At 66.0% G+C, this 22,780-nt stretch carries 18 protein-coding genes and 3 pseudogenes; 3 read left to right on the forward strand and 18 right to left on the reverse strand.

Annotated elements, in window-relative coordinates; translation table 11 throughout:
• Positions 1 to 3 precede the first annotated feature (3 nt).
• Positions 4 to 1,692 (forward strand): ABC transporter ATP-binding protein, encoded by a 1,689-nt coding sequence (locus tag ABFB10_RS22505; protein WP_347168443.1) that lies wholly within the window; start codon positions 4 to 6, stop codon positions 1,690 to 1,692.
• Complete coding sequence (locus ABFB10_RS22510) at positions 1,689 to 2,546, forward strand: LysR family transcriptional regulator (RefSeq protein WP_347168444.1); 858 nt, start codon at positions 1,689 to 1,691, stop codon at positions 2,544 to 2,546. The genes ABFB10_RS22505 and ABFB10_RS22510 overlap by 4 nt, the downstream gene beginning before the upstream one ends.
• Before the next feature lie 604 nt (positions 2,547 to 3,150).
• On the opposite strand, the gene ABFB10_RS22515 is transcribed toward ABFB10_RS22510, so the two are convergent.
• From ABFB10_RS22515 to ABFB10_RS22600, 18 genes and pseudogenes are all read right to left on the reverse strand, one after another.
• Positions 3,151 to 4,533 carry a multicopper oxidase family protein gene (locus tag ABFB10_RS22515; RefSeq protein WP_347168445.1) on the reverse strand — a complete coding sequence of 461 codons (1,383 nt, stop codon included), beginning with the start codon at positions 4,531 to 4,533 and terminating at the stop codon, positions 3,151 to 3,153.
• 1 nt (position 4,534) lies between these two features.
• Complete coding sequence (locus ABFB10_RS22520; RefSeq protein ID WP_347168446.1) at positions 4,535 to 4,966, reverse strand: c-type cytochrome; 432 nt, start codon at positions 4,964 to 4,966, stop codon at positions 4,535 to 4,537.
• Between the two features lie 793 nt (positions 4,967 to 5,759).
• Positions 5,760 to 6,284: an aromatic-ring-hydroxylating dioxygenase subunit beta gene (locus ABFB10_RS22525; RefSeq protein WP_347168620.1), complete on the reverse strand. Its 525-nt coding sequence runs from the start codon at positions 6,282 to 6,284 to the stop codon at positions 5,760 to 5,762.
• Positions 6,285 to 6,289: 5 nt separating this feature from the next.
• A complete protein-coding gene (locus tag ABFB10_RS22530) occupies positions 6,290 to 9,109 on the reverse strand; it encodes an FAD-dependent oxidoreductase (RefSeq protein ID WP_347168447.1) in 2,820 nt (939 codons plus the stop codon).
• Complete coding sequence (locus ABFB10_RS22535; protein WP_347168448.1) at positions 9,106 to 9,267, reverse strand: hypothetical protein; 162 nt, start codon at positions 9,265 to 9,267, stop codon at positions 9,106 to 9,108. The genes ABFB10_RS22530 and ABFB10_RS22535 overlap by 4 nt, the downstream gene beginning before the upstream one ends.
• On the reverse strand, positions 9,267 to 10,094 hold the full coding sequence (locus ABFB10_RS22540; protein ID WP_347168449.1) for an amidohydrolase family protein: 828 nt from the start codon (positions 10,092 to 10,094) through the stop codon (positions 9,267 to 9,269). The genes ABFB10_RS22535 and ABFB10_RS22540 overlap by 1 nt, the downstream gene beginning before the upstream one ends.
• A gap of 85 nt (positions 10,095 to 10,179) precedes the next feature.
• The gene (locus ABFB10_RS22545; RefSeq protein WP_347168450.1) at positions 10,180 to 11,463 is read right to left on the reverse strand and encodes a TRAP transporter large permease; all 1,284 of its coding nucleotides are present in this window, start codon (positions 11,461 to 11,463) and stop codon (positions 10,180 to 10,182) included.
• Positions 11,460 to 11,915, reverse strand: a complete 456-nt coding sequence (locus ABFB10_RS22550; protein WP_347168451.1) for a TRAP transporter small permease — start codon at positions 11,913 to 11,915, stop codon at positions 11,460 to 11,462. The genes ABFB10_RS22545 and ABFB10_RS22550 overlap by 4 nt, the downstream gene beginning before the upstream one ends.
• Before the next feature lie 86 nt (positions 11,916 to 12,001).
• Positions 12,002 to 13,012, reverse strand: a complete 1,011-nt coding sequence (locus tag ABFB10_RS22555) for a TRAP transporter substrate-binding protein (protein WP_347168452.1) — start codon at positions 13,010 to 13,012, stop codon at positions 12,002 to 12,004.
• Positions 13,013 to 13,063: 51 nt separating this feature from the next.
• Positions 13,064 to 13,689 (reverse strand): annotated as a pseudogene (locus ABFB10_RS22560) (isochorismatase family protein).
• Between the two features lie 83 nt (positions 13,690 to 13,772).
• The gene (locus ABFB10_RS22565) at positions 13,773 to 14,804 is read right to left on the reverse strand and encodes a 2,5-dihydroxypyridine 5,6-dioxygenase NicX family protein (RefSeq protein ID WP_347164919.1); all 1,032 of its coding nucleotides are present in this window, start codon (positions 14,802 to 14,804) and stop codon (positions 13,773 to 13,775) included.
• Positions 14,805 to 14,827: 23 nt separating this feature from the next.
• Positions 14,828 to 15,613 carry an alpha/beta fold hydrolase gene (locus ABFB10_RS22570; RefSeq protein WP_347168453.1) on the reverse strand — a complete coding sequence of 262 codons (786 nt, stop codon included), beginning with the start codon at positions 15,611 to 15,613 and terminating at the stop codon, positions 14,828 to 14,830.
• 10 nt (positions 15,614 to 15,623) lie between these two features.
• Complete coding sequence (ndpH, locus tag ABFB10_RS22575) at positions 15,624 to 16,373, reverse strand: maleate isomerase (protein WP_488175604.1); 750 nt, start codon at positions 16,371 to 16,373, stop codon at positions 15,624 to 15,626.
• 141 nt (positions 16,374 to 16,514) lie between these two features.
• Entirely contained in the window at positions 16,515 to 18,161 is a 1,647-nt protein-coding gene (locus ABFB10_RS22580; RefSeq protein ID WP_347168454.1) for a TRAP transporter large permease, read from the reverse strand.
• Entirely contained in the window at positions 18,158 to 18,343 is a 186-nt protein-coding gene (locus ABFB10_RS22585; RefSeq protein ID WP_347168455.1) for a hypothetical protein, read from the reverse strand. The genes ABFB10_RS22580 and ABFB10_RS22585 overlap by 4 nt, the downstream gene beginning before the upstream one ends.
• Before the next feature lie 3 nt (positions 18,344 to 18,346).
• A pseudogene (locus tag ABFB10_RS24425) lies at positions 18,347 to 18,556 on the reverse strand (TRAP transporter small permease subunit); the annotation flags it as partial.
• Positions 18,557 to 18,846: 290 nt separating this feature from the next.
• Complete coding sequence (locus ABFB10_RS22595; protein ID WP_347168457.1) at positions 18,847 to 19,782, reverse strand: TRAP transporter substrate-binding protein; 936 nt, start codon at positions 19,780 to 19,782, stop codon at positions 18,847 to 18,849.
• 432 nt (positions 19,783 to 20,214) lie between these two features.
• Positions 20,215 to 20,727 carry a MarR family winged helix-turn-helix transcriptional regulator gene (locus ABFB10_RS22600; RefSeq protein WP_347168458.1) on the reverse strand — a complete coding sequence of 171 codons (513 nt, stop codon included), beginning with the start codon at positions 20,725 to 20,727 and terminating at the stop codon, positions 20,215 to 20,217.
• A gap of 172 nt (positions 20,728 to 20,899) precedes the next feature.
• Here ABFB10_RS22600 and ABFB10_RS22605 point away from each other — a divergent pair.
• Positions 20,900 to 22,777: pseudogene (locus ABFB10_RS22605) on the forward strand (xanthine dehydrogenase family protein molybdopterin-binding subunit); the annotation flags it as partial.
• Positions 22,778 to 22,780 lie beyond the last annotated feature (3 nt).

Below are 22,780 nucleotides of genomic sequence, written 5' to 3' on the forward strand. Positions count from 1 at the left end.
CTGATGATCCAGAACCCGATCGACATCACCGAAATTCATCCGGTGCTGGACGTCCGCAACCTGCAGATCGCGGTCCGGTCCGCGGGCCCGAATGGCGAGCCGGTCGACACGCCCATCGTGCACGGTGTCGACTTCACGCTGCACCGGGGCAAGGTTCTCGGCCTGATCGGCGAGTCCGGCGCCGGCAAATCGACCATCGGCCTTGCCAGCATGGGCTATGGGCGCGGCGCCTGCCGGATCATCGGCGGCGAGGTGCGGCTGAATGGCCGCAATATCCTGACCTATGGCGCCGAGGACATGCGCAAGCTGCGCGGACACCGCGTCACCTATGTCGCGCAATCCGCCGCGGCGGCGTTCAACCCCGGCATCCGCCTGGAGGATCAGGTGATCGAGGCCGCGCTGAACCACGGCCTGATGCGCCGCGCCGAGGCGCTGCGATACGCGGTGCAGCTGTTCGCGGACCTGCAGCTGCCCGACCCCGAGACCTTTGGCAGGCGCTTTCCCCATCAGGTGTCAGGCGGGCAATTGCAGCGCGCCATGACCGCGATGGCGCTGTGTCCGAAGCCCGACCTGATCGTCTTTGACGAACCGACAACCGCTCTGGACGTGACCACGCAGCTTGAGGTTCTGGCCTCGATGAAGCGCGCGATCAGCCATGCGGGTGCGGCGGCTTTGTACATCACCCACGACCTGGCGGTGGTCGCGCAGATGGCCGATGACATCCTGGTCCTGCGCCATGGCCGGGCCGTGGAACATGGCAGCGCGGACCAGATCATCAATGCCCCGCGCGAGGATTACACCAAGGCCCTGGTGTCGGTCCGGGCCGGGGTCAGCCCTGACCGGCCCATGCCCGACGATGCGCCGGTCCTGCAGATCGATCACGTCGACGCCGGCTATGGCGGCGGGGCGATGAAGGTCCTGCGCGACGTGTCGATGACGCTGAAAAAGGGCCGCACGCTGGCCATTGTCGGCGAATCCGGCTCTGGCAAGTCGACGCTGGCGCGGGTGGTGACGGGGCTGCTGCCGCCGAACCGGGGCAAGGTGCTGTTCCGAGGGCAGACTCTGCCGCTCGATCTGGCCAGCCGCAACAAGGACATTCATCGACGCCTGCAGATGATCTACCAGATGGCCGACACGGCCATCAATCCGCGCCACACGGTCCGGCGCATCATCGGTCTACCGCTGACCTTCTACTTCGGACTGCGCGGCACGGCACTGGAGGACCGCGTCCGGGAATTGCTGCGCCTCATCGAATTGGACGACAGCTATCTCGACCGCTATCCCGCCGAGTTGTCGGGTGGACAAAAGCAGCGGATCTGCATCGCTCGGGCGCTGGCCGCCCAGCCCGATCTGATGATCTGCGACGAGGTCACCTCGGCGCTCGATCCGCTGGTGGCCGAGGATATCCTTCGCCTGCTGAGGCGCCTGCAGGACGAGACCGGCGTTGCCCTCTTCTTCATCACCCATGACATCGAGACGGTGCGCGCCATCGCCGACGACGTTGCGGTGATGCATCGCGGGCGCGTGGTTCGCTTCGGCCCCAAGGAACAGGTGCTGGCACCGCCGATGGATGACTACACGCGCAGGCTGCTGGCCTCGGTTCCGAAGATGGAAATCGGCTGGCTGGAGGCCGCGATGCAGCGTAAACTGGAGGTCGATACCACTTTGAGCGAGCCGGCTGCAGCTTCATGAACATCGACGCCGTCCGGACCTTTCTGGAATTGTCCCGCATCGGCAATTTCAGCCGGGTCGCGGAACAGATGCACGTCACCCAATCGACGGTCAGCGCGCGCATAAAGGTTCTGGAGGACAGCCTGGACTGCCGGCTGTTCGAACGCGGGCCAACCGGCGTGACGCTGACCGCAGCGGGGCTGCAATTCCACCGCTATGCCGCCTCGATGCTGCAGCTGTGGCAACAGGGCCGCTCTGAAGTCAGGCAAAGCAGCGTGCATGACGGGTCCATCGGGATCGGCGTCCACATCACGATCTGGCGGAACTTCATGCCGGGCTGGCTGGTCTCGATGCGGCAGGCCAATCCCGGCTTCACGCTGCGGGTCGAGGCCGATTACTCCGAGCGGCTGACCGAATATGTCCGCCAGGGGGCGCTGGACCTGGCGATCACCCATATGCCCCGGGCGCTGCCCGGACTGAGGATCGACGAACTCTCGGTAGACCCGCTGGTCCTTGTCTCCTCCATCCCACGCAACCTGTCGGACTGCGACAACCAGAATTACCTGCATGTCGACTGGAGCTATGGCTATCGTGAGGAACATCTGGACAAGCTGCCGCAATTGCAGATGTCTCGGTTCAACATCGGCTATGGAGAGATTGCCCTGCAGTATCTGCTGGAAGGCGATGGCTGCGCTTATCTGCCCTCGCTGATGGTGGCAGAGCATCTGACCGAGGGCCGGCTGCACAGGGTCGCAGATGCCCCCGAGCTTTCCCGGCCCTGCTACCTGGTCCGCCAAATCGAGGCGGTCCACCCCGAGCGGGTGGATATGGCGGTGCAGGCGCTGAAGCGGATGAACCCGAAGCTGGGGATCTAGACCGGGCGAAAGGCGAGGCGGCCGGGGCGGGCCCGTGACCCAGCCCAAGCCCGTCATGGGCCGGTTGTCGTCGGTTTCGCCGCCATGTCCCGGGGCACCGGCGCCGCGCGTCGGTCGCCGCTGACAGGCTGGTCCCGATGGGCGCGCAGATGCGGCAGATCTTCGGCGGCAGCGGCGGCGCGGTCGAGGCCTGACCGCGTCGGTCTTGCCGTGTGACGGCCGGCATTCCGAAATGGAACATGATTCCGCCCGGCTGGCAGTCCCCCGCGCCGGTCGTGTCAGGGGCAGCCATTGCTTTACCCGCGACACCCGCAAGGCGGTTTCTAAGGCAAGCACCCGGCCAGCGGCCAAGGGTCTTCGCGGCGACACAGCCTGCTGCCGCATTGCCCAAGGAGAAAACCCAATCAACACGATCAATATCCTGGCTCCGACCTGCCGCGCCCGGGATGACGGCGGTACTGACCCGGGCAATCTGCAAGACAGATGGAAACCCTGCCCATGCATGACCGATCGCCGTGGCAAAATCGGACTGTCGCGCCCGGTGACCGGCGGCGGGGGCGAACCTGCCAAGCCGCCGGTTTGTTTCGCGGTTCGCAAGCGGGCGTCAAGCCACCTCGATCCAGTTCGTCATCCCCGAGGCCGCATGACCGAGCATGTGGCAATGCAGAAGCCATTTTCCGGGGTTGTCGGCGACAAAGGCGATCTCCGCGCTGTCCTGCGGCATGATCAGCAGCGTGTCGTGCATCGGCCCCTGGCGACCATTGGCCAGGACCTTGCGGAAATGCATGCCGTGCAGATGCATGGCATGCGGGAAGGCCGTGTCGTTGGCCAGCCGGATCCGCGCCGTCTCGCCACGCGCATAGCGGGCAAAGGGCGCGTCGCCGCGCCCCACCTGCCCCGCCAGCGCCCAGAACTGTCCGCGCTGCACCAGCTGCTGGAAGTCCATGTCCTGCCCCTCGAACCGGCCCGAGGCCATGCCGCGCATCGCGCCCCCTTCCATCCGCATCGCGCGCACCTGCGCCCCGGTCACGCCGGGCACCTCCATGCGCGGGTTCGGCGGCAGCGGCGCGGGGGCCCCGCGCGCCGCGCGGCTGTTCCGGCCCGTCACCGTCACCTCGGCCAGCGCCTGCCAGCTGTCATCCTCGGCATGGCTCAGCAGGGCCGCAGGGGCGCCCTGCTCGGCGGTGACATCTACGATCAGGTCGACCCGCTGCGCCGGGGCGAGGACGATCTCGGCAGTCACCGGTTCGGGCCGGGCCAGCGGCATGCCGTCGAGCGCCACGGTCCAGCCCGTCATCCCCTCGAGCCGCAGCACGAAGATCCGGGCATTGGCGGAATTGATCAGCCGAAGCCGCAGCCGCTCGTTCTGCTGCGCCGTGAGAGAGAAATCATACCGGCCGTTGATCCCCGTCAGATTGCCCATGCGCCCCGCGTGGCTGCGCATCATCGGAGACTCGAAATCCCCGGCAAAGCGGCCCGTCTCGGGGTCCAGCAGCCAGTCGTCGAGCATCAGAACCTCGTCCCGGTCGACGTCGGGCGGCGTGCTTTCCTCGACGATCAGCGCACCGGAGAGGCCGCGCGCGACCTGCTCCATCGAGTTGGTATGTGCGTGATACCAGAAGGTTCCGGCATCCGGCAGGTCGAAGGCATAGTCAAAGCGCCCGCCCGGCGGCACGGCATCCTGCGTCAGCCCGGCCACGCCATCCATGGCATTGTCGATGCGGATGCCGTGCCAATGCACCGTCGTCGGCACCTCCAGCGCGTTGACCAGACGCCGCGAGAGGCGGCTGCCCTGCGGTGCGCGGATCTGCGGCCCCGGAATCTGGCCGTCGTAGCTCCAGACCTCGGTTGCCGGATAGCCCTCCGGTGCAAGCTGGACGGTGGCCGCCCGTGCCGTCAGGCGGGGTGCTTCCTCCTGTGCCCATGCGGCCCGTGCAAGCGGCACCCCGGCAAGTCCGGCGCAGAAGGCGCGTCGTGTAAAGCTCATGTCAGTTGATCCCGTTGGCACGCTGCAACTCTCGGATATAGGCAATGATCGCCTTCATTTCGCCCTGCGTTACCCCGGGTTGCGGCGGCATGTTCCCGAATGTCCAGTGGTGTGCCCGTACCCCCTGCTGCGCGGCGACCAAAAAGGCCATGTCGCCATGATGCGACGGCTCGTAGATTTCATGCACCAGCGGCGGGCCGAAACCCATCTTGCCGGCGGCGTTCTCACCGTGGCAGGCGGCGCAGACCGCGTCAAAGCCGCGCTTGCCGAGTTCGGCCTGCGCGGACAGCCTGTCCGGCGGCGTCACCGTCACCATTGCGGCCCCGCGCTGCGGCGCGGCGGCTTCAGCCGGTTCGGACGGTTCCGGCCAGATGGCGTAGCCGATGGCCCCGACGCAGAGGGCACCGAGGGCGGTAATGAGGTATGTTTTCATGATGGAATCCTGACGTGAGGCCGTTCTGACCGGCCATTGCAGCTGGAATGCCGGAGGTGCCCGGCAGTTTCAGGCGTGTCAGGCGCGCGGGGGCGGTGGCTCTGTCGATGTGCAGAGCGAGCGACCGCAGGTCGCCCCTGGGAGCCCCATGGCCAGGGCTATGGCCGGTAGACGGCAGCGGTCACGCAGCAACGGGGCCTCGGCCTGGGTACAGCAGGCAGCGGCATGCGCGCAGACCCCTTCGGAATGCGACAGCTCCCCGGGCTGGGTCTCGCAGCAGGCGCTGTCATGTGTCAGGGGCGAAGGGCTTCCCGCCAGGGCCAGAAGCGGCCCGGCAAAAATCGCCGCAAGCAGAATGATGAGCCAGGCGAAACGCAAGCGACCTCCTTCATTGCGCCCATATCGCCGGGGTTCGCCAGGACAGTCAAGCCTGCACCCCCGATGCCCGGCTCGGTCGCCCTGAAGGCCTGCAGGGCGACGCAATACGCGCCGATGACCCCGTCCGCCGAAGGATTTGCAGGCGCGCCAGTCCGGTCGTGCCGCCACGGAAAGCGGCAGCAAGGCGCGCAGATGGCGGCGCTTTCCAGCCGCCCCGTGGCCCAGCGGTGCGCAAATATCCCGAGGGATGCCCCGCATCCCCGATGGCGCCCCCTGTGCGGCAGTCTCCGGCCATGACGGGCAGAACCACATCGCCTGCGGCCCGACCGCCGATTTCCCTCGCAGACCCGGCCCTGTTCATCAGGCCGGGTCTCTACAGTCGTCGAGGAAACCCGCGAACCGGGCCGCGCCGTCGTCAGACCGGCAGGACCAGCGCGTTCGGCACCAGCAGCGTGTCGTAGACGGCAATCCGTGATGCCAAGAGCAGGCTGCCGTCCTCCTGCGGACGGAAGCGGTCGATCATGCGCCCGGCCTGATGCAACCGGCCCTCGGGAAGCTCCGACAGGGTCTCGATAAGCTGGTAATTGCATCCGGCCAAAACCGTACCGTCCTCTTCGATCCCAGTGACGCGCTCGTTGGTGATGTAATGGCGCAGGTAGCGCGGCCCGAACATCGAGGTCTCGCTGATTGCCAGCGCGCGATCCGAGATCATGCCGCGCCCTTCGCAATAGACCAGGCCCACCGGTCGGTCGTCATCGAAGTTCTCGCGACTGGTGATGTTGTAGAACGCGTCCTGGGTGAAGAAGCGCGGCCAGTCCTTCAGGTCGCCGTCGTCCAGCACCGCGCAATAGGCGGCGTTGAATTCGGACACCGCCAGGCGCGCCGCGCGGCGCGCGGCGAGCGTATCGCGCTCTGACACGGCTTCGAATACATTGGCCATCACAGTCACAGACCCATCTCCTTGCGCCAGTATTGATACATCGAGCGGATCGCGGATTCCGAGATCAGCGTATCCGAGGTGCCGGTCGGCACCGCCGGATTCAGCGCCACCAGGTGTGCGCCCTCTTCCGTGTCCAGCATCCCGTCCTGGACGAATTTGATCGCCTCGTTGTCTTCCAGCCCAAGAAAGCCCGCGGGGCCCATCAGGTTGCCCTGGCGCAGGCGGTGCCGGGTCATTTCCTCGTCATCGTCGGCATAGCCGAACATCGTCCAGATCATGGTGAACTCATTCGGGCCGGTCGGCACGATCTGCCGCACCCCCAGCGTGTTCATCTCGCGCTGCACGATCAGGCCGGGCCAGATCACCTGCATGGTCACCGACCAGGGGCTGTCGAACTCGGGGTGGAAGTCCATCAGCCGGGTGTCTTCCAGCGTCATGCCGTCGCGATAGGCGCGCATCTGCGATTTGTTGTCCTCGGATACCGCGCCGTCGCTCTTGGCCGAGGCCATGGTCGAGTGGCAGCCCTTGGGGTCGACGATCATCGCAGACTTGTTGCCCGCAACCAGCAGGCCGAAGGTGACAAGGAACGTGTGCAGCAGAGTGGCGTGATAGGGATCCTTCAGGTTTTCGGGGTAAAGCTTCCAGTTGCCGTTCAGCGTGTGGCGATAGTGGCCCAGCACCTTCAGCTCGCGCCCGGAAAAGACCACGTCGAAATCGGTCAGCATCTCTTCGCCGAGGTAGTCCTCGAAGCTTTCCACATCCTGGCGGAACGAGGCGAAGATCGCACCGTTGCGGGTGGTCACGTTCAGCTTGCGCAGCCCGTGGTTCTCGGGACGGAAGTCCGGGCCCATACCCCCCTTGCCGTCGGCACCGCGGCGGAAGGGCACGCCGGCCAGGTTGCCTTTCAGATCGTAGCTCCATTCGTGGTAGGGGCAGACGAATTCCTCGGCATTGCCGCGCAGCTTGCGGCAGAACTCGGCGGCGCGATGGGCGCAGCGGTTCTCGAAAACGTTGACGCCGCCCTCGGCGTCGCGCGCCACCACCACCGAGGTCGGCCCGACATAGGAGCGGATGAAATCGCCGGTTTCGGGGATCTCGGCTTCGAGCCCCACATAGTTCCACGTCTTGCCGCGGAAAATCCGCTCGACTTCGCGGTCATAGATTTCCTGGCTGGTGTAGACCCAGTCGGGAATACGGTCCAGGCCGGAAGCGGGCCAGACGAACCGCTTCTCGATCGGCAACATTTTCATTTCATCCTCCTCGAGCGTGGCAAGATCAACGTTGGTATCGGAAAGCTGCGCGGGATCGACCGGCATCGCGCCGGCGATCAGCCCGCGCGCGGCGCGCAGCAGGGCCGCGTCACCGAAGTCGATACAGGCGACGACGCGGTTTTCGTCGTCGAGACAGAAGAAGGCCGGGGCCTCGCCGTCGCGGCGAACCGTGCGAAGATCGGGCGCGGGGGCGCCGACGATCTGGAGGGTGCCGCCGAACAGATCCGACCAGAACCAGGGCAGGTCGTCAGCGCCCGGCACCTGGCCAGAGATGGCGCGCGCCGCGCGATCGGCGGAAAGCTGGGCATTCTGCCAGCTTTCGACCCGGGCTTCGCTGCCAGAGATCTCATGGCGCGCCACCGCCACGTCGCCGACCGCGTAGATCGCGAAGTCCGAGGTCTGGTTGCGCGCGTTGACGACAATGCCCCCGGCCTCTGCCGTGGCAAGGCCGGCCTTGGCGGCCAGGTCGTCATTGGGCACGGCGCCGACGCCGACGATGATACAATCGGCCTCGACCAGCGTGCCGTCGCTCAGCGTCACACCCCGGTCCGAGACCGAGCCGACCCCGGTGCCGAGATGCAGCGCCACGTCGTTCTGTTCGGCCACCCAGGACAGGAAGCGTCCGGCCTCTTCCGGCAGAAGCCGCTTGAGCAGCCGGTCCTGCGCCTCGATCACCGTGGCCTGCTTGCCCAGAGACCGCGCCGCCGAGGCCAGTTCAAGCCCGATGAAGCCGCCGCCGATCACGGCCACCCTTTCCGCCCTCTGCAACGCCGCGCCCAGCCGTTCGCTGTCTCCGGCATCGCGCAGGTAGTGCAAGGCGACCCTGTCGGCCCCCTCGAAGGGAATGCGCCGGGCCGACGCGCCGGTGGCCAGCACCAGCATGTCGTAGGCCAGCGTCTCGCCATCCCCGAGTACCACCTGTTTGGCCTCGCGGTCGATGCCGCCGACCCGCGTGCTCAGCCGCAGATCGATATCGAGGCGCTCGGTCTCATCCGCTTCAAAGACATGGGCGTCGCTCAGCCGGGTCCGCCCCAGCAGCAGGTCCTTGGACAGGGGCGGGCGTTCATAAGGCGGATGCGCCTCTTCGCCCAGCATCACGATGGGGCCGCCAAAGCCATGCCGCCGCGCGGCGCGGGCCGTTTCGGCCCCGGCCTGCCCGGCACCGACAATCACCATGCGGCGGAAATCCTTCGGTGCGGTCGACACCCCGGCCCTTTGCGGGGTGGCATCGATGACCGGCGCGCGGGCCTCGGTGTCGATCCAGACGATGCCGTCCTCGACCTTGACCGCATAGGTGGGAATGTCGCGGGCCACCGGCGGCCCCATGGCCTTGCCGGAGCGGATGTCGAACAGCCCCTGGTGCAGCGGGCATTCGATGCAGCCGTCAACCACATGCCCGTCGGTCAGGATCGCAAAGGCATGCGTGCAGATATTGCCGTTGCAGAAGATCTCTCCGTCGAGCGCATAGAGCCCGAGCCGGAGACCGTCCACCTCGACGCCGACAGCGCCCTTGGCATGTACCTCTTCGGCCGGAATGGAGGCGTGCCAGCTCATGCCGTTGCCTCCGCGCTCTCGGCCAGTTGCGGCAGGCCAAGCAGCGCCGCGGCGTTGTCGTGGCACAGCTTGCGGCGCGTGGCCGCGTCGACCGGCGCGGTCTCGATGAATGCGACCGCCGTGTCGGAATCCTCGTAGGGGTAGTCGACCGAGAACATCACCCCGTCCTCGCCCATCTCGCCCAGTGGCCCCGGCAAGCGCGGCATGCGAGCAGACCCCCGAGGTGGTCATCACGATGTTGCGGGTGAAATAGGCCGACGGGGCCAGCTCCAGCTGCGTTCCCATCGGATAGGCCCCGAAGCGCAGAATCGTAGCGCCAGCGCAGAAAGGGCAGCGCCTCGCCCATGTGGCCCAGCACGATCTTCACCTTGGGGAACCGGTCGAACACGCCCGAGAACAGCAGGCGCAGCGCATGGCTGCCGGTCTCGACGCCCCAGCCCCAGACCGCGCCGTGCAGGACCGGTTGGCCCTCCAGCACATAGGGTGTGGCATAGGCGTTGGTCGGATGCAGGTAGAAGGGCACGTTCAGACGCTGAAGCTCGGCCCAGAAGGCATCGTATTTCGGGTCATCGTAATAGACGCCCTGAGTATGGCCGTTCACCGGGCAGCCCAGAAAGCCCAGATCGGCAACCGCGCGGTGCAGCTCTTCTGCCGCAATCTCCGGGTCGTGCATCGGCAGCGCCGCAAGGCCCGACAGGCGGTCGGGGCGCTGCGCGACCTTTTCGGCCAGAAAGTCGTTGGCCCGCTGTGCGGCCTCGGTCGCGGTGGCGGGCGCTTCGCCCTGCGCGCCCGGTCCGGTCAGCGACAGCACGCTGCGCACGATATTGCCGCGATCCATGGTCTCGATCCGTTCGCCGTCGAAGTCGCCCAACCTGCGGGTCAGGATCTCGGCCTGGTCGCGCGGGATCAGCTTCAGGAAGGCTTCCGAATGCCGCTCGAACCCGGGCGCCATGAAATGCTCTTCGAAAGTGATCTTGGGGGTCATGTTTCTCCTCCTGTCGCGGGTGCGATCCGTTATTTATGCAGTATGCTGTACATTTGTTTAAGGCAAGCCCGATCTGCGCTTTTTCCTAGAGCAGAAGGTCGGGAATGAGCGTCGAGAGCCCCGGCACATAGGTGATCAGCAGAAGCACCACGAGGTTGACGACCAGGAAGGGCCAGACGCCCGCGATGATCTCGGTCACCGGTTTCTGCAAGGTCGACGAGGCCACGAAAAGATCCAGCCCGAAGGGCGGCGTGACCATGCCAAGCGCGATGTTGACCGCCACGATCATCCCGAAATGCACCGGGTCGAGACCCAGATGCATGGCCACCGGATAAAGCGCCGGGACCAGCATCAGCTGGATCGAGTTCGGGTCGATGAACATCCCGGCGATGATGAAGGCGACGTTCACGATCATCAGGAAGACCACCGGCCCGACCTGCATCTCTTCGAGAAAGCCGATGAGGGTGGCGGGGATCTGGGCCAGCGTGATGAAGTAGGACAGGGCCGTGCCGATGGCCAGCAACAGGAAGATCACCGCATTCTGGACAATCGCCTGTTCGGCCACCCTCGCCAGCGTCTTCAGGTCAAGGCTGCGATAGATGAGCATCTCGACGAAGATCGCGTAGACCACGCTCATGACCGCCGCCTCGGTGGGCGTGAACAGGCCGCTGTAGATTCCGCCGAGGATCAGCACCGGCATCCCCAGCGCCCAGCCCGCACGCCGAATGGTCGAGGCGATCTCGGCCAGCCCGGCGCGGGGATCGCCGCGAACGCCCGAGCGCCGCGCCTCGATCATGGTCAGCACGGCGCAGGCCAGCCCAAGGATGACGCCTACGCCCACCCCCGCGGCAAACAGCGCGGCAATCGAGGTGCCGGTGATCCAGCCATAGACAATCAGGGTAATCGACGGCGGTATCAGCAAGGCGGTTTCCGCCGAGGACACGATCAGCCCCAGCGCGAAGCGGTCGCGGAATCCGACCCGCCTGAGCTCGGGGTAGAGGATCTTGCCCATGGCGGCGACGGTGGCAGGGGCCGAGCCCGAGACAGAGCCGAACCCCATGGCCCCGCCGATGGTGGTATAGCCGATCCCGCCCCGCAGATGCCCGACAAGCGCCCGGACCACGTCGGTCAGGCGGGTCGCGATCTGCCCCTGCCCCATCAGCTGGGCCGCGAACAGGAAGAAGGGGATCGCCAGCAGCAGTGTCTGGTTGATGCCCGCGGTCATGCGCTGCGGCAGGATCAGGCCGGGCAGGTTGGCGAAGAAGCCCGCCTTGACGGCCAGCGCGGGAATGCCCAGCACCATGAACATCTCGAACCCGGCGATCAGCAGGACGGCGGCCAGAACGCCGATGGCGGCGACAAGGATCATTCGCCCGCCTCCCCGGTTCCGTCGAAGCGCTGGATCGCCCCCACGAGGCTCGCGCCATAGCGCAGCGCCAGCAGCCCGAAGCCCGCACAGGGCGCGACATAAAGCCAGCCCGTCGAGATCCCCAGCGTTGCGCTGACCTGTCCCGAGCCGAAGACAAAGGCTGCCATCCCTCCGCTGATCCAGGCCATGTAGAGACAGAAGACGATGCCAACCGCGTCCAGGATGCGCCGCAGGGGAAGCCCGCTGCGGCGCGCGATCCGGTCGCGCCATGTATCGACGGCGACCTGCTTGCCACGCTCCAGCGCCAGCCCTGCCGCAAGGAACACCAGGAAGATGTTCAGGCTGCGCACCACCTCGTCGATCCAGCCGAACGAGGCCGCCAGCGGGCCGCCGACCTGGCGGATCAGGACGCTGAAGGCAAACAGCACCGTCATTGTCAGAAGGAGCGTCACGACGCTGATCCTTTCGATCAGCCGGACCCCTGAAAGCAATCGTTGCATCGCGGCTTTCCCCTTTGGATACGGGTCCCGGCCCGGCGTCAGTTCATGACCTTGTCATAGGCCGCCCGGTAGACTTCGAAGATCGCCCGGCCCTTGTCGCCGGCGCGCTCGAGGTAGGCATCGCGACCGGCCGGGAACATCACCGCCCGGAACTGCGCCAGCTCGTCCTCGGACAGCTCGTGCACCGTCAGCCCGGCCTCGCGGATCTTCCGCAGCGAGGCCTCTCCCGCGGCGGCCTTGTGGGCGATCATTTCGGGGATGGTCTCGTCCAGGGCGGCGGTGATGGCGGCCCGGTGGTTGTCCTCGAGCCCCGACCAGACCGCGGGGTTGAACAGGATCACGTTCTCGATGGCCCCGTGCCAGGACAGGGTCAGATGCTCCTGCACCTCGAAGAACTTCATGTTGTAAATCGTGTCGAGGGGGTTTTCCTCGCCGTCGACGATGCCGGTCTGAAGCGCGGTGTAGAGCTCGCCGAAGGGGATCGGCACGGCGGTGACGCCGAGCGACCGGAAGGCCTCGACCAGCACCATGGATTCCATCACCCGGAAAGTCTGTCCCGAAAACTCTTCCGGTCGGGCGATCGGCGCGTTCGAGGTGAACTGCTTGGTCCCGTTGGGATAAAGGCCGATGCAGGTCACGCCCAGCTCGTTGAAGCTCTCGCAGAAGGCATCGGCGAAACCGGCGTCGCGGATCGCCTGCGCCTTCTCCGCATCCGCCGGATAGAGGAAGGGAATATCCATGATCGAGGCCACCGGGTTGAACCCGCCCATGAAGGCGACCGGTCCGGCGGTGGCATCCAGCGCACCGAACTGCACCGCTTCGGTCATCTCGCGCTGGCCGCCAAGCTGGCTCTGCGGAAAGATCTGCAGCGCCAGCGTGCCATCGGTCCCGGCCGCCACCGCCTCTGCCATGGCCTCCAGCATGACATGGGTGGTGGACTGCGGGGTCTCTACATGGCCGATGCGCAGGGTCACTTCCTGCGCCTGGGCGATGCCGGTGCCGAGCAGGCACAGCGCCGCTCCGGTCACGATCCTGTCAAGAAATGCCATCGGTCTCCTCCGTTCCATCTGGCGGGCGGCCCCCTCCCGGGGGCCGGGGGATCACGCCAGGCTTTCAAGCCGGGCGAGGATGTCGTCTGCGTCCGTGACGTCGCCGTATTTCTGGTCGATGTCATAGAGGGCGGCGTCGTGTGGGGGGCGGGCTCGGTCGGCGCAGCAATCCGCCGGGACCAGCACGGTGAAGCCCGATTGCACCGCATCCACCGCGGTGGCGCGCACGCAGCCCGAGGTGGTGGCGCCGGTGACCACCACCGTGTCCACCCCGGCGCCGGTCAACAGGCCCGCAAGATTGGTGCCGTGAAAGGCCGAGGCGCCGTGCTTGACGATCACCGGGTCGTCCGGGCGGATGCCCGTGGCGGCGTCGATCTCGACCAGCCGCGACCCGACCGTCAGGGCGGCCATGCCCGTGGCCTTCTTCAGCCAGGGCAGCGTCGCAAGCTCCAGTGGCTGGAAGGCGATGACCGTATAGATCACCGGGAAACCCGCGGCGCGGGCGGCCTCGGTCAACCGGCGGGTCGCCGCGATCTGGGCCGACATGTCGGCGGCGGTCGGGTATTGGGTGTCGGTGAATCCGTAGGAGAAATCCACCACCACGATGGCCGGGCGGCTGCCGCGCGGCACCGGCACGTACCGAAACCGGCCTCGGCATAGACCTGTTGCTGGGACATGTCCTGTCCTCCGTAAATGGGGCGCCCGCCCCGCCGGACCCCGGGCCCGGACAGAGGCGGCGCTGGCTTTGGGGGGGCCGCGCTCAGCGGCGCGCGATCTGCATCTCCTTGACGACAAGATCGCCGTCGATGACGATCGGCTCGTCATCGAGGAACAGCGAGCAGCCGCGCATCGGGATATCGAGGTGGCAGGCGGTGTCGTTGGGCCCGCCCAGCTCGTTGTTGGGGCCGGTCGAGAACATCACGTTGCCGTAGAAGCTGCGCGGCTCCATGCCCATGCCGCCGGGGAATTCGCCCGGGGTCATGCCATGCCAATGCGCGTCGCGGTTCATGCCCCAGCCGACGTGGCTCATGCCCAGGCCGCGCGGATCGTTGAAGCCCTCCATGTAGGATTTGACCAGTTCCGCATCCAGCCCGCCGCGGATGTCGGTGATCCAGCCCTTCTCGATCGTGTAGGTGATCGGGTCGCGCACATACATGTTCTGCGGCAGCAGCACGTCGCCCGGCGCCACCACGATCTGCCCGTCCACCCCGTCGTCGTCGCCGCCGGTGAAGACGAAGCCCGAGGGCCAGTGGTCCCAGCGCCCGGGCTCGTCGGTGCAGGCGTATTCGGCCACGGTGGGATAGGTGTTCAGCTTGTAGGTCACATCGGTGCCATGCGGCGAGGTGATGCGCATGACCTTGGCCCGTGCCAGGTAGTCGGCCCCGATCTCGACCTTCTCGCGCAGCTCCTGGCTGGGCAGCATCCGCGCCAGCAGCTCCGGCGGCTCGACCGCGGTCAGGATGCGCGTCCCGGCGGCCTGGATGGCGAACTGTTCGGGGCTGAACAGCAGGAACACGCAGTCGATCAGCATGTCGCAGTTCTTCAGCGCCTCGACCGCCTCGGGCATCGCCGCGAGGCCGGTCTGACCCACCGCCCAGGACCCGACGACGGGCGGCGCGGGCAGCCGCATGTGGTACATGTTGGCGCCCAGAATGCGGCCCGCCGCCATGAAGGCATCGGCATAGTCCAGCCGGTCATTGCCCTGGGTCAGAACGATCAGGCGCTCGTCCTTGCGCACCCCGGACATCTTCAGCTGGTGCAGGCAGATGTCGGTAAAGCTTGCATGATCCATGACGGATCCTCCCTATTCCCGGTTTATTGAAGGTCGAAGTCCATGACCGCCCCGAGGAAGCCCTCGAGGTTGTCCCAGGGGATCATGTGGCCGGCACCGGCCACGATGCGCTGTTCGATGGCCGGGTTCAGCTGCGCGACCTCGGCCTGGTCTACCGCGTCGACCACCGTGGCGCCCCCCGCGATGACCAGCCGCGCGGGCTTGGCGATCCCGGGGATGTCCTGATGGATGTCGTCGGTGTGGAACCCGTCGAAGGCGATGCGGATCGCGCCCCAGTGGCAGGTATGCAGCCATTCCGCGCGCAGGGCGACCTGTTCGTCGCTCCAGGTCGGACAGAAGGCCCGCATCTCCTCGGTCGAACAGCCGCGCGCCGCCATCACGATGCTGTCGCCGTACCAGGGCCATTGCGACGGATAGGCGCGGCGGCCCGGCCCGGACATCGGCGGGTCGACCAGCAGGAAACCGGCAAAGGGTTCGGGGTCGCGGGCATTGGCGCGAATGGCGATCCGGGCGCCCATGGAATGGCCCATCACCACGGGACGGTCCATGGTCCCGGCGATGGCGATGGCGTCATCGGCCAGCGCATCCAGCGTGTAATCCAGGTCGCCCGTCTCCGACAGGCCGCGCCCGCGCACGTCCAGCACATGCACCTCGAAGCGCTCGGCCAGCCGTTCGGCGACGAAGCCCCAGGTGATCGCGGGCGAGGTGATCCCCGGGATCAGCAGCAGTTGCGGCGCGCCCTCCGGCCCGTCCCAGCGGATCAGGTGCTGGCGGATGCCATTGGCGTGGATATTGTACCCGAAGCTCATGCCACCCTCCTCAGTAGGCGCCCGAGAGCAGCGTGCCGCCGCCCGGAACCCGCGTGTCGAGATCCAGCGCCCGGAGCATCTGCCAGGTCGTGGCGATGGCGGCGGTCAGCACCGGCTTGCCGACCTGCGCCTCCACCGTCGAAACCGCAGGCAGCGAGGGCATCTGCACGCAGGCCGAGAGCACCACCGCATCGACCTCCGAGGTGTCCATCTCCGCGACGATGCCGGGCAGGTTCATCGGGTCATGCGCCGCCACCGCCAGGTTGTCCTGGATCTCCAGCGCGCGCCAGGTCACCACCTCGATGCCCTCGTTGCGGATGTAGTCCACCACCATCTCGGTCAGCGGCTTCATGTAGGGCGCCACCACCGCGACCTTCCTTGCACCGATCGCCTTGATGCCCTCGACCAGAGCCCCGGCGGAGGTCACAACCGGCGCCTCCGCGTCATTGTCGCGGGTCACGCCCTGCAGCCGCTCCTGCGAGGTGCAGTGATAGCCATGCCCCATCGACATGATCGCAACCAGGCAGGCATAGCCCATCACGTCCACCCCGGCGTCCGACAGCTCCAGCGCGCAGCGGTCGCTGTCCGCATCCATCTTCGCCAGCTCTTCCCGCGTCACATGCTTCATCCGCATCCGCGACGAATGAAACGTGAAACGCTCCGGCGCTACCGCCTCTCGCGCACGCAAAAGCGCCGGAATCTCCGTCTCCATCGTGATGTTGGAAGACGGCACAATCTGGCCGATCCGATACTTGGTCATGTCTTTCTCCTTTGTGCCGCCGTGACGGGCACTGCCCGATCGGACGCGTATTTGTGCAGTATACTTCTTTTTTATCCGGACAGGGTCCTGCCCCTCCCGGCCTGGTCTGGCCCGCCCGGCGTCCCGGGCGGGCCGCGAGGCTCAGTCGAAGGGGCTGGCCGATCCGTAATCCGCGCCGCCCACGCTGATCTCGACACTGGCCGGATCGACATCGTCGAAATGCGCGGCTTTGTAGTGCGTCACCATCTGCGGAAACATCAGCACCAGGATCACCATGGCCAGCTGGATACAGATGAAGGGGATCGAGCCGCGATAGATTTGCCCGGTGGTCACCCCGGCGACACTCTGGCCGGTCACCTTGTCGGCATAATCCCGGGATGGCGCCACCGAGCGCAGGTAGAACAGCGCAAGGCCGAAGGGCGGATGCATGAACGAGGTCTGCATGTTCACCGCGATCAGGACGCCGAACCAGACCATGTCGATCCCGAAGGTCTCGGCAACCGGGCCGATCAGCGGAATGACGATGAACGCCAGCTCGAAGAAATCGAGGAAGAAGGCCGCGATGAAAACGAAGACCGACACGAAGATCAGAAATCCCAGCTCTCCCCCCGGCAGGTTCAGCAGCAGGTGTTCGACCCAGAGGTCGCCATTCACCGCCCGGAAGGTGAGCGCGAAGACAGTGGAACCCACCAGGATGAAGATCGCGAAGCTGGTCAGGCGCATCGTCGCCTCCATCGCCTGGTAGAACCGCGCGAGGCTGAGCCGCTTCTTGGCCAGCGCAAGCACCAGCGCGCCCAAGGCGCCCATTGCGCCGCCTTCGGTCGGGGTGGCGACGCCGATGAAGATCGTGCCGAGCACGAGGAAGATCAGGGTCAGCGGCGGAACCATGGCAAAGATCGTGCGCTGCGCGATCTGCGACAGCAAGTTCAACGACAGAAGCCGGTCGATACAGGCAATGGCAAAGACCACGAGGCTCCAGCCGGACAGGGCCAGCACGGTCCGCGCGCCGCGCGTTGCTTCCGGGTCGACCAGCAGGGACATGCCGAGCCAGGTTGCCACGCCACCGACGGCGAAGGCGACCAACAGCGACAGTGCGCCCGAGCGCCCCTTCTCCGTGCGCCCGGCCATCACCTCGGCGGGCAGCGAGGGCGTCTTGCGGGGCCGGAACAGCGCAATGTAGGCCACATAAAGCATGTAGGCGCCGGTCAGCACGAGGCCCGGGATGATCGCGCCCTGATACATGTCCCCGACCGGACGGCCCAGCTGGTCGGCCAGGATGATCAGGGTGAGCGAGGGCGGAATGATCTGCGAAAGCGTGCCCGAGGCCGCGATCACGCCGGTGGCGACGCTGCGGTCATAGCCGTAGCGCAACATGATCGGCAGCGAGATCAGCCCCATCGAGATCACCGAGGCCGACACCACGCCGGTGGTGGCGGCCAGCAGCGCGCCGACCGCGATCACCGCGAAAGCCAGCCCGCCGCGGACCGGCCCGAAAAGCTGGCCGACCGTCTCCAGCAGATCCTCGGCCATGCCGGAGCGTTCCAGCAGAAGCCCCATGAAGGTGAAGAATGGCAGCGCCAGCAGCACGTCGTTCATCATGATGCCGAAGACGCGCTGCGGCAGGACCTGAAGCAGTGAGGACGACAGAAGCCCCAGCTCGATGCCGACGAAGGCGAAGATGATGCCGCAGGCGGCCAGCGAGAAGGCCACCGGGAAGCCCAGGAGCATCAGCACGATCAGGCTGAAGAACATGATCGGCGCGATGTTTTCGATCAGAAAAGCGGTCATTTGTCGCCCCGTCCCTCGTCGTCGGCCTTGTCCAGCTCGGCCTTCAGTTCCTGCATCAATTCCTCTTCCTCGCTCGGACCGGCAGGCTGCATCGGATCCGGGCACCGGCCCATCAGGAACCCGAGGCATTTGATCAGGTGAGACAGCCCCGCCAACAGCAGAAATCCGAAGCCGAGCGGCACCAGAAGCTTGGCCGGCCAGCGGATAAGCCCCCCGGCATTGGGCGATGTTTCACCGCTTTCGAAAGACGCCAGAAAATTGGGAATGCCGTACCAGACGATCAGCAGAACCGCCGGAAACATCAGGAACACGACCCCAAGGATCTCGATCCAAAGCTGAACGCGCCGCGGAAGTTTCGAGGCCAGGATATCGACCCTGACATGGCCGTTTTTCAAAAGCGTGTATCCGGTACAGCAGCAGAAAGATCACGCCGAAGAGATAAAGCTGGGCTTCCAGCCAGGCGTTCGAGCTGACCTGAAAAAACTTGCGGCTCAGCGCGTTGCCCGCGCTGACCAGGACGGCGATGATGACGGCCCAGGGCAGGATACGCCCCAGAACCAGGCTCATGCCGTCAATGGCGCGCGAGAAATGGAGTAATGCGGTCATTGGCTTCCTTTCGGACACGGGGCAGCGCCCCGGCGCCGCGGGCGGCGGCGCCGGATCATCGTGTCGAAACTGGCTGGAGTTACTGGTTGCGGGTCACGGCGCCGGTGGTGAAGCCGTCCAGGGCGTTCTCGGCGATACGGAACCAGGCCGCCTCGTCCTGCTGGAATTTCTTCCACTGCGGATAGATCTCGGCGAAGCGCGGGCTTTCGTCGGAAAGTTCCTGCCAGACCTCCTGCGCCGCCGCATAGGCCGCTTCCATGACCTCGCGCGGGAAATAGGCCACTTTCGCGCCTTCCGCGATCAGCTTGCGGATGGCGATCGGGTTCAGCGCGTCATACCGCGCCAGCATGTCGCGCGACTGCTCGGCACAGGCGGTCGCGAAGACTGCCTGAAGATCGGCAGGCAGGTTGGCCCAGGCCTCTTGCCCGACAAGACAAGTAATCGCGGCACTGCCTTCCCACCAGCCCGGCGAATAGTAGTAGGGCGCGACCCGGTGCAGACCGAGGCGGTAATCGTCATGCGGGCCGATCCATTCGGCGGCGTCGATCGCGCCCTTCTCCAGCGACGGATAGATGTCGCCGGGGGCGATCTGCTGCGGCACGGCGCCCAGTTTCGACAGCACCTTGCCGCCAATACCGCCGATCCGCATGGTCAGGCCCTTGACGTCTTCGAGCGAGTTGATCTCCTTGCGGAACCAGCCGCCCATCTGCACGCCGGTGTTGCCGACGTTGAAGTTCACCACATTGAAGTCGCTGTAGAGCTTGCGCAGCAGTTCCTGACCGCCGCCCTGCACCAGCCAGGCCAGCTGCTGGCGGGCATTGAGACCGAAGGCCATACCGGCATCGAAGGCAAACGCCGGCTCGCGGTCGACGTGGAACGAGGCCAGCGTGTGGCAGCACTCGACAGAGCCCTGCCCGACCGCCTCGAGGTTCTGCGGAGCGGGCACGATCTCGCCGCCCGGGAAGACCCGGATCTCGAACCGGTACCGCCGGACAGTTCCTTGACCCGTTCGCACAGAAGTTCGGCAGAGCCGTACATCACGTCCGGGGTGTTCGGCCAGCTGGTCGACATGCGCCAGCGGACGACATCCTGGGCGCGGGAAACAGAGGGGGCGGCCATCAGGCCGGCCCCGGTTGCCGCCGCCGTGGCTGTCAGGAAATTGCGTCTTTTCATTCGGTATCCTCCCTTTGGCCGCAGGCTCCTCAACCTGCGATACAATGTATGCTGTACAAATAACATGCAGTACACTGAACGATGTGTCAAGAATACATGTTCAGGAATAAATCGTTTATTTTCAACTTATTGAATGCTCGACAGGAAAAGGAACCGGCCAGAATGTCGCACCGGCAATGCGGCAAACCGCATCGTCATCACGCTGAACCGGCAGAGCCGGAATCGGTGGGGCCGGGCAACATGGCGACCGATTCCGGCGGGCCTTCCGCGCGGTCTAGATCCGCTGGCTCATCGGCGCGCGGGAGGCATCGTTATTCGCGTCGATCATCTTGCGCAAAGCGCGCATGAAGACCTTGTACTCCTCGGGAGTCAGCGGCGACACCATCCGGTCCTGGGCATCTTCCATCAGCGGCTGCACCTCGCGTACCATTCGGCGGCCCGCCTCGGTGATATGCACGATCAGCGCCCGCCGATCCTGCTTGGACCGCTCCCGCGAGGCAAGACCGCGATTGACCAGCCGCTTAATGACATCAGCGCCGCTGGTCCGGTCGATGCCGACGATCTTGGAGATCGACAGCTGATCCATCTCGGCATCCGAGCACAGCACCGAAAGCACCGCAAACTGCACGGCGGTCAGGTCCAGCCCCTCGCAGGCCTGGGTGAACAGGCCGATGTGAATCTGATGCAGACGCCGCACGAGATAACCGGGCCGGTCCCAAAGATCCGCGTATTTCTCGGCGTTCTTGTTCTCGATGGCGGCCTGCTCGTTCACCACGTTGTTCTTCATCACGGTTTAACCTTCTCTACTGGGCCAGGCGCGTCACGCCGGATGGCTGGCGCACTGCCCTTGTAACAATTTCATTGCCTGACGCAAATTAAGGGGTATACTGATCATTGTTGTCAAGGTACTAGACCCACACCTTCCACAACTATCACACGTCGGTCTAGCGCAGCAGGGAATGGAGGCGAGATTGGGCACAGGCATCGGAGCGCGCGTGGCGCGCAAAGAGGACAGTCGGCATCTGAAGGGCAAGGCAGAGTTCGTCGGCGACATCAAGCTTCCGGGCCTGTGGGAGGCGGCCTTCGTCCGCAGCCCGCTGGCCCATGCGACGCTTGGCCGGATCACCAAGCCTGCGGGCGCGGAAGGCCGCGTGTTCACCGCCGAGGACATGAGCGACCTGGCGCCTATTCGCACTGTCTCGACCCTGCCCGGCTACAAGCTTTCGGATTACCCGGCGCTGGCCCGCGACAAGGTGCGCTACGTGGGCGAATGCATTGCCATCTGCATCGCCCCCACCCGCGCCGAGGCCGAAGACCTCGCCGAAGCCGTCGAGGTCGACCTGACGCCCCTGCGTCCGGTGACCGACGTGGTGACCGCGCTTAAGGACGACGCGCCGCTGCTGCACGAGGACTGGGGCGACAATCTTTTCCTGACCACCGCATATGACAGCGACCTGAGCGAGGCCAAGGCCAAGGCGACCGTCGTACTGGAACGCGAGTTCAAAACCGCCCGCCAGGCGATGAACCCGATGGAGGGCAAGGGCGTGCTGGCGCATTGGGACCACAAGGCCGACCAGCTTCAGGTCCATACCTCGACCCAGGTGCCGCATGTGATCCGCACCGGCATCGCCGAATGCCTCGGGCTGGATCAGGCCAATGTTCGGGTGATCGCGCCCGACGTGGGCGGCGGCTTCGGCTACAAATGCGTCCTTCAACCCGAAGAGCTCTCGGTCTCCTGGGTTGCCCGCAAGACCGACCGCCCGATCCGCTGGACCGAGGACCGGCGCGAACACCTGACTGCCGGGGCCAACACCCGCGAACACAGCTACAAGGTCACCGCCTATGCCGACGACAGCGGGCGGCTTCTGGGGCTGGATGCGGATATCTGGGTAGACGTCGGCGCCTATTCGGTCTGGCCCTTCACGGCCTGCCTCGAAGCGGCACAGGCCGGTGGCAACCTGCCCGGCCCCTACGACCTTCCGGCCTATGCCTGCCGGACCTACTCTGTGGCCACCAACAAGCCCGCCTTCACGCCCTACCGCGGGGTGGCGCGCCCCGGGGTCTGCTTCGTGATCGAGCTGATCATGGATGCCATCGCCCGCGCGGTCGACCGCGACCCGCTGGACGTGCGCTGTCTCAACCTCGTGCAGGGCAGCGCGATGCCCTATACCAACATCACCGGCAAGTTCTACGACTCCGGCGATTATCCCGCCGCCGCCCGCGAGGCCGCGCGGATGATCGACGCGGACCAGTTCCGCGAGCGCCAGCGCGCCGCCGCGGCCGAGGGCCGGTTCATCGGCCTTGGCTTTGCCAGCTTCACCGAGCAATCCGCCCATGGGGCCAAGGTTTTCGGGTCATGGGGGCTGTCGGTGGTGCCGGGATACGAACAGGCCACCGTCAAGCTGAACCCCTCGGGCGCGGTCGAGGTGCTGTCGGGCAACCACTCCTTCGGCCAGGGGCTGGAGACCACGATCGCGCAGGTTGCCTGCGAATGGCTGAACGTCGACATCTCGCGCGTGCGCGTGCTGATGGGCGACACCGGGCGGACGCCGAACTCTTTCGGGGCCTTCGCCTCGCGCGGGATGGTGATGGCCGGCGGCGCCGTGTCCAAGGCCGCCGAGGAACTGGCGCGCCGCATTCGGCTGCATGCCGCACATCTGCTGCAATGCCAGCCCGAGGGGGTGGTCCTGCGCGACGGCGCCGCCTGGAACGATCAGGCCTCGGTCAGCTTTGCCGAGATCGCCCGCACCTGGTATCTGCGCCCTGACCTGCTGCCCGAGACCGTCGAAACCACCGGGCTGGAAGTCACCGAGGGCTACAAGCCCGATATCGACACCGGC

Source organism: Ponticoccus litoralis, from assembly GCF_039769985.1.
GTDB classification, from domain to species: Bacteria; Pseudomonadota; Alphaproteobacteria; order Rhodobacterales; family Rhodobacteraceae; genus Ponticoccus; species Ponticoccus litoralis.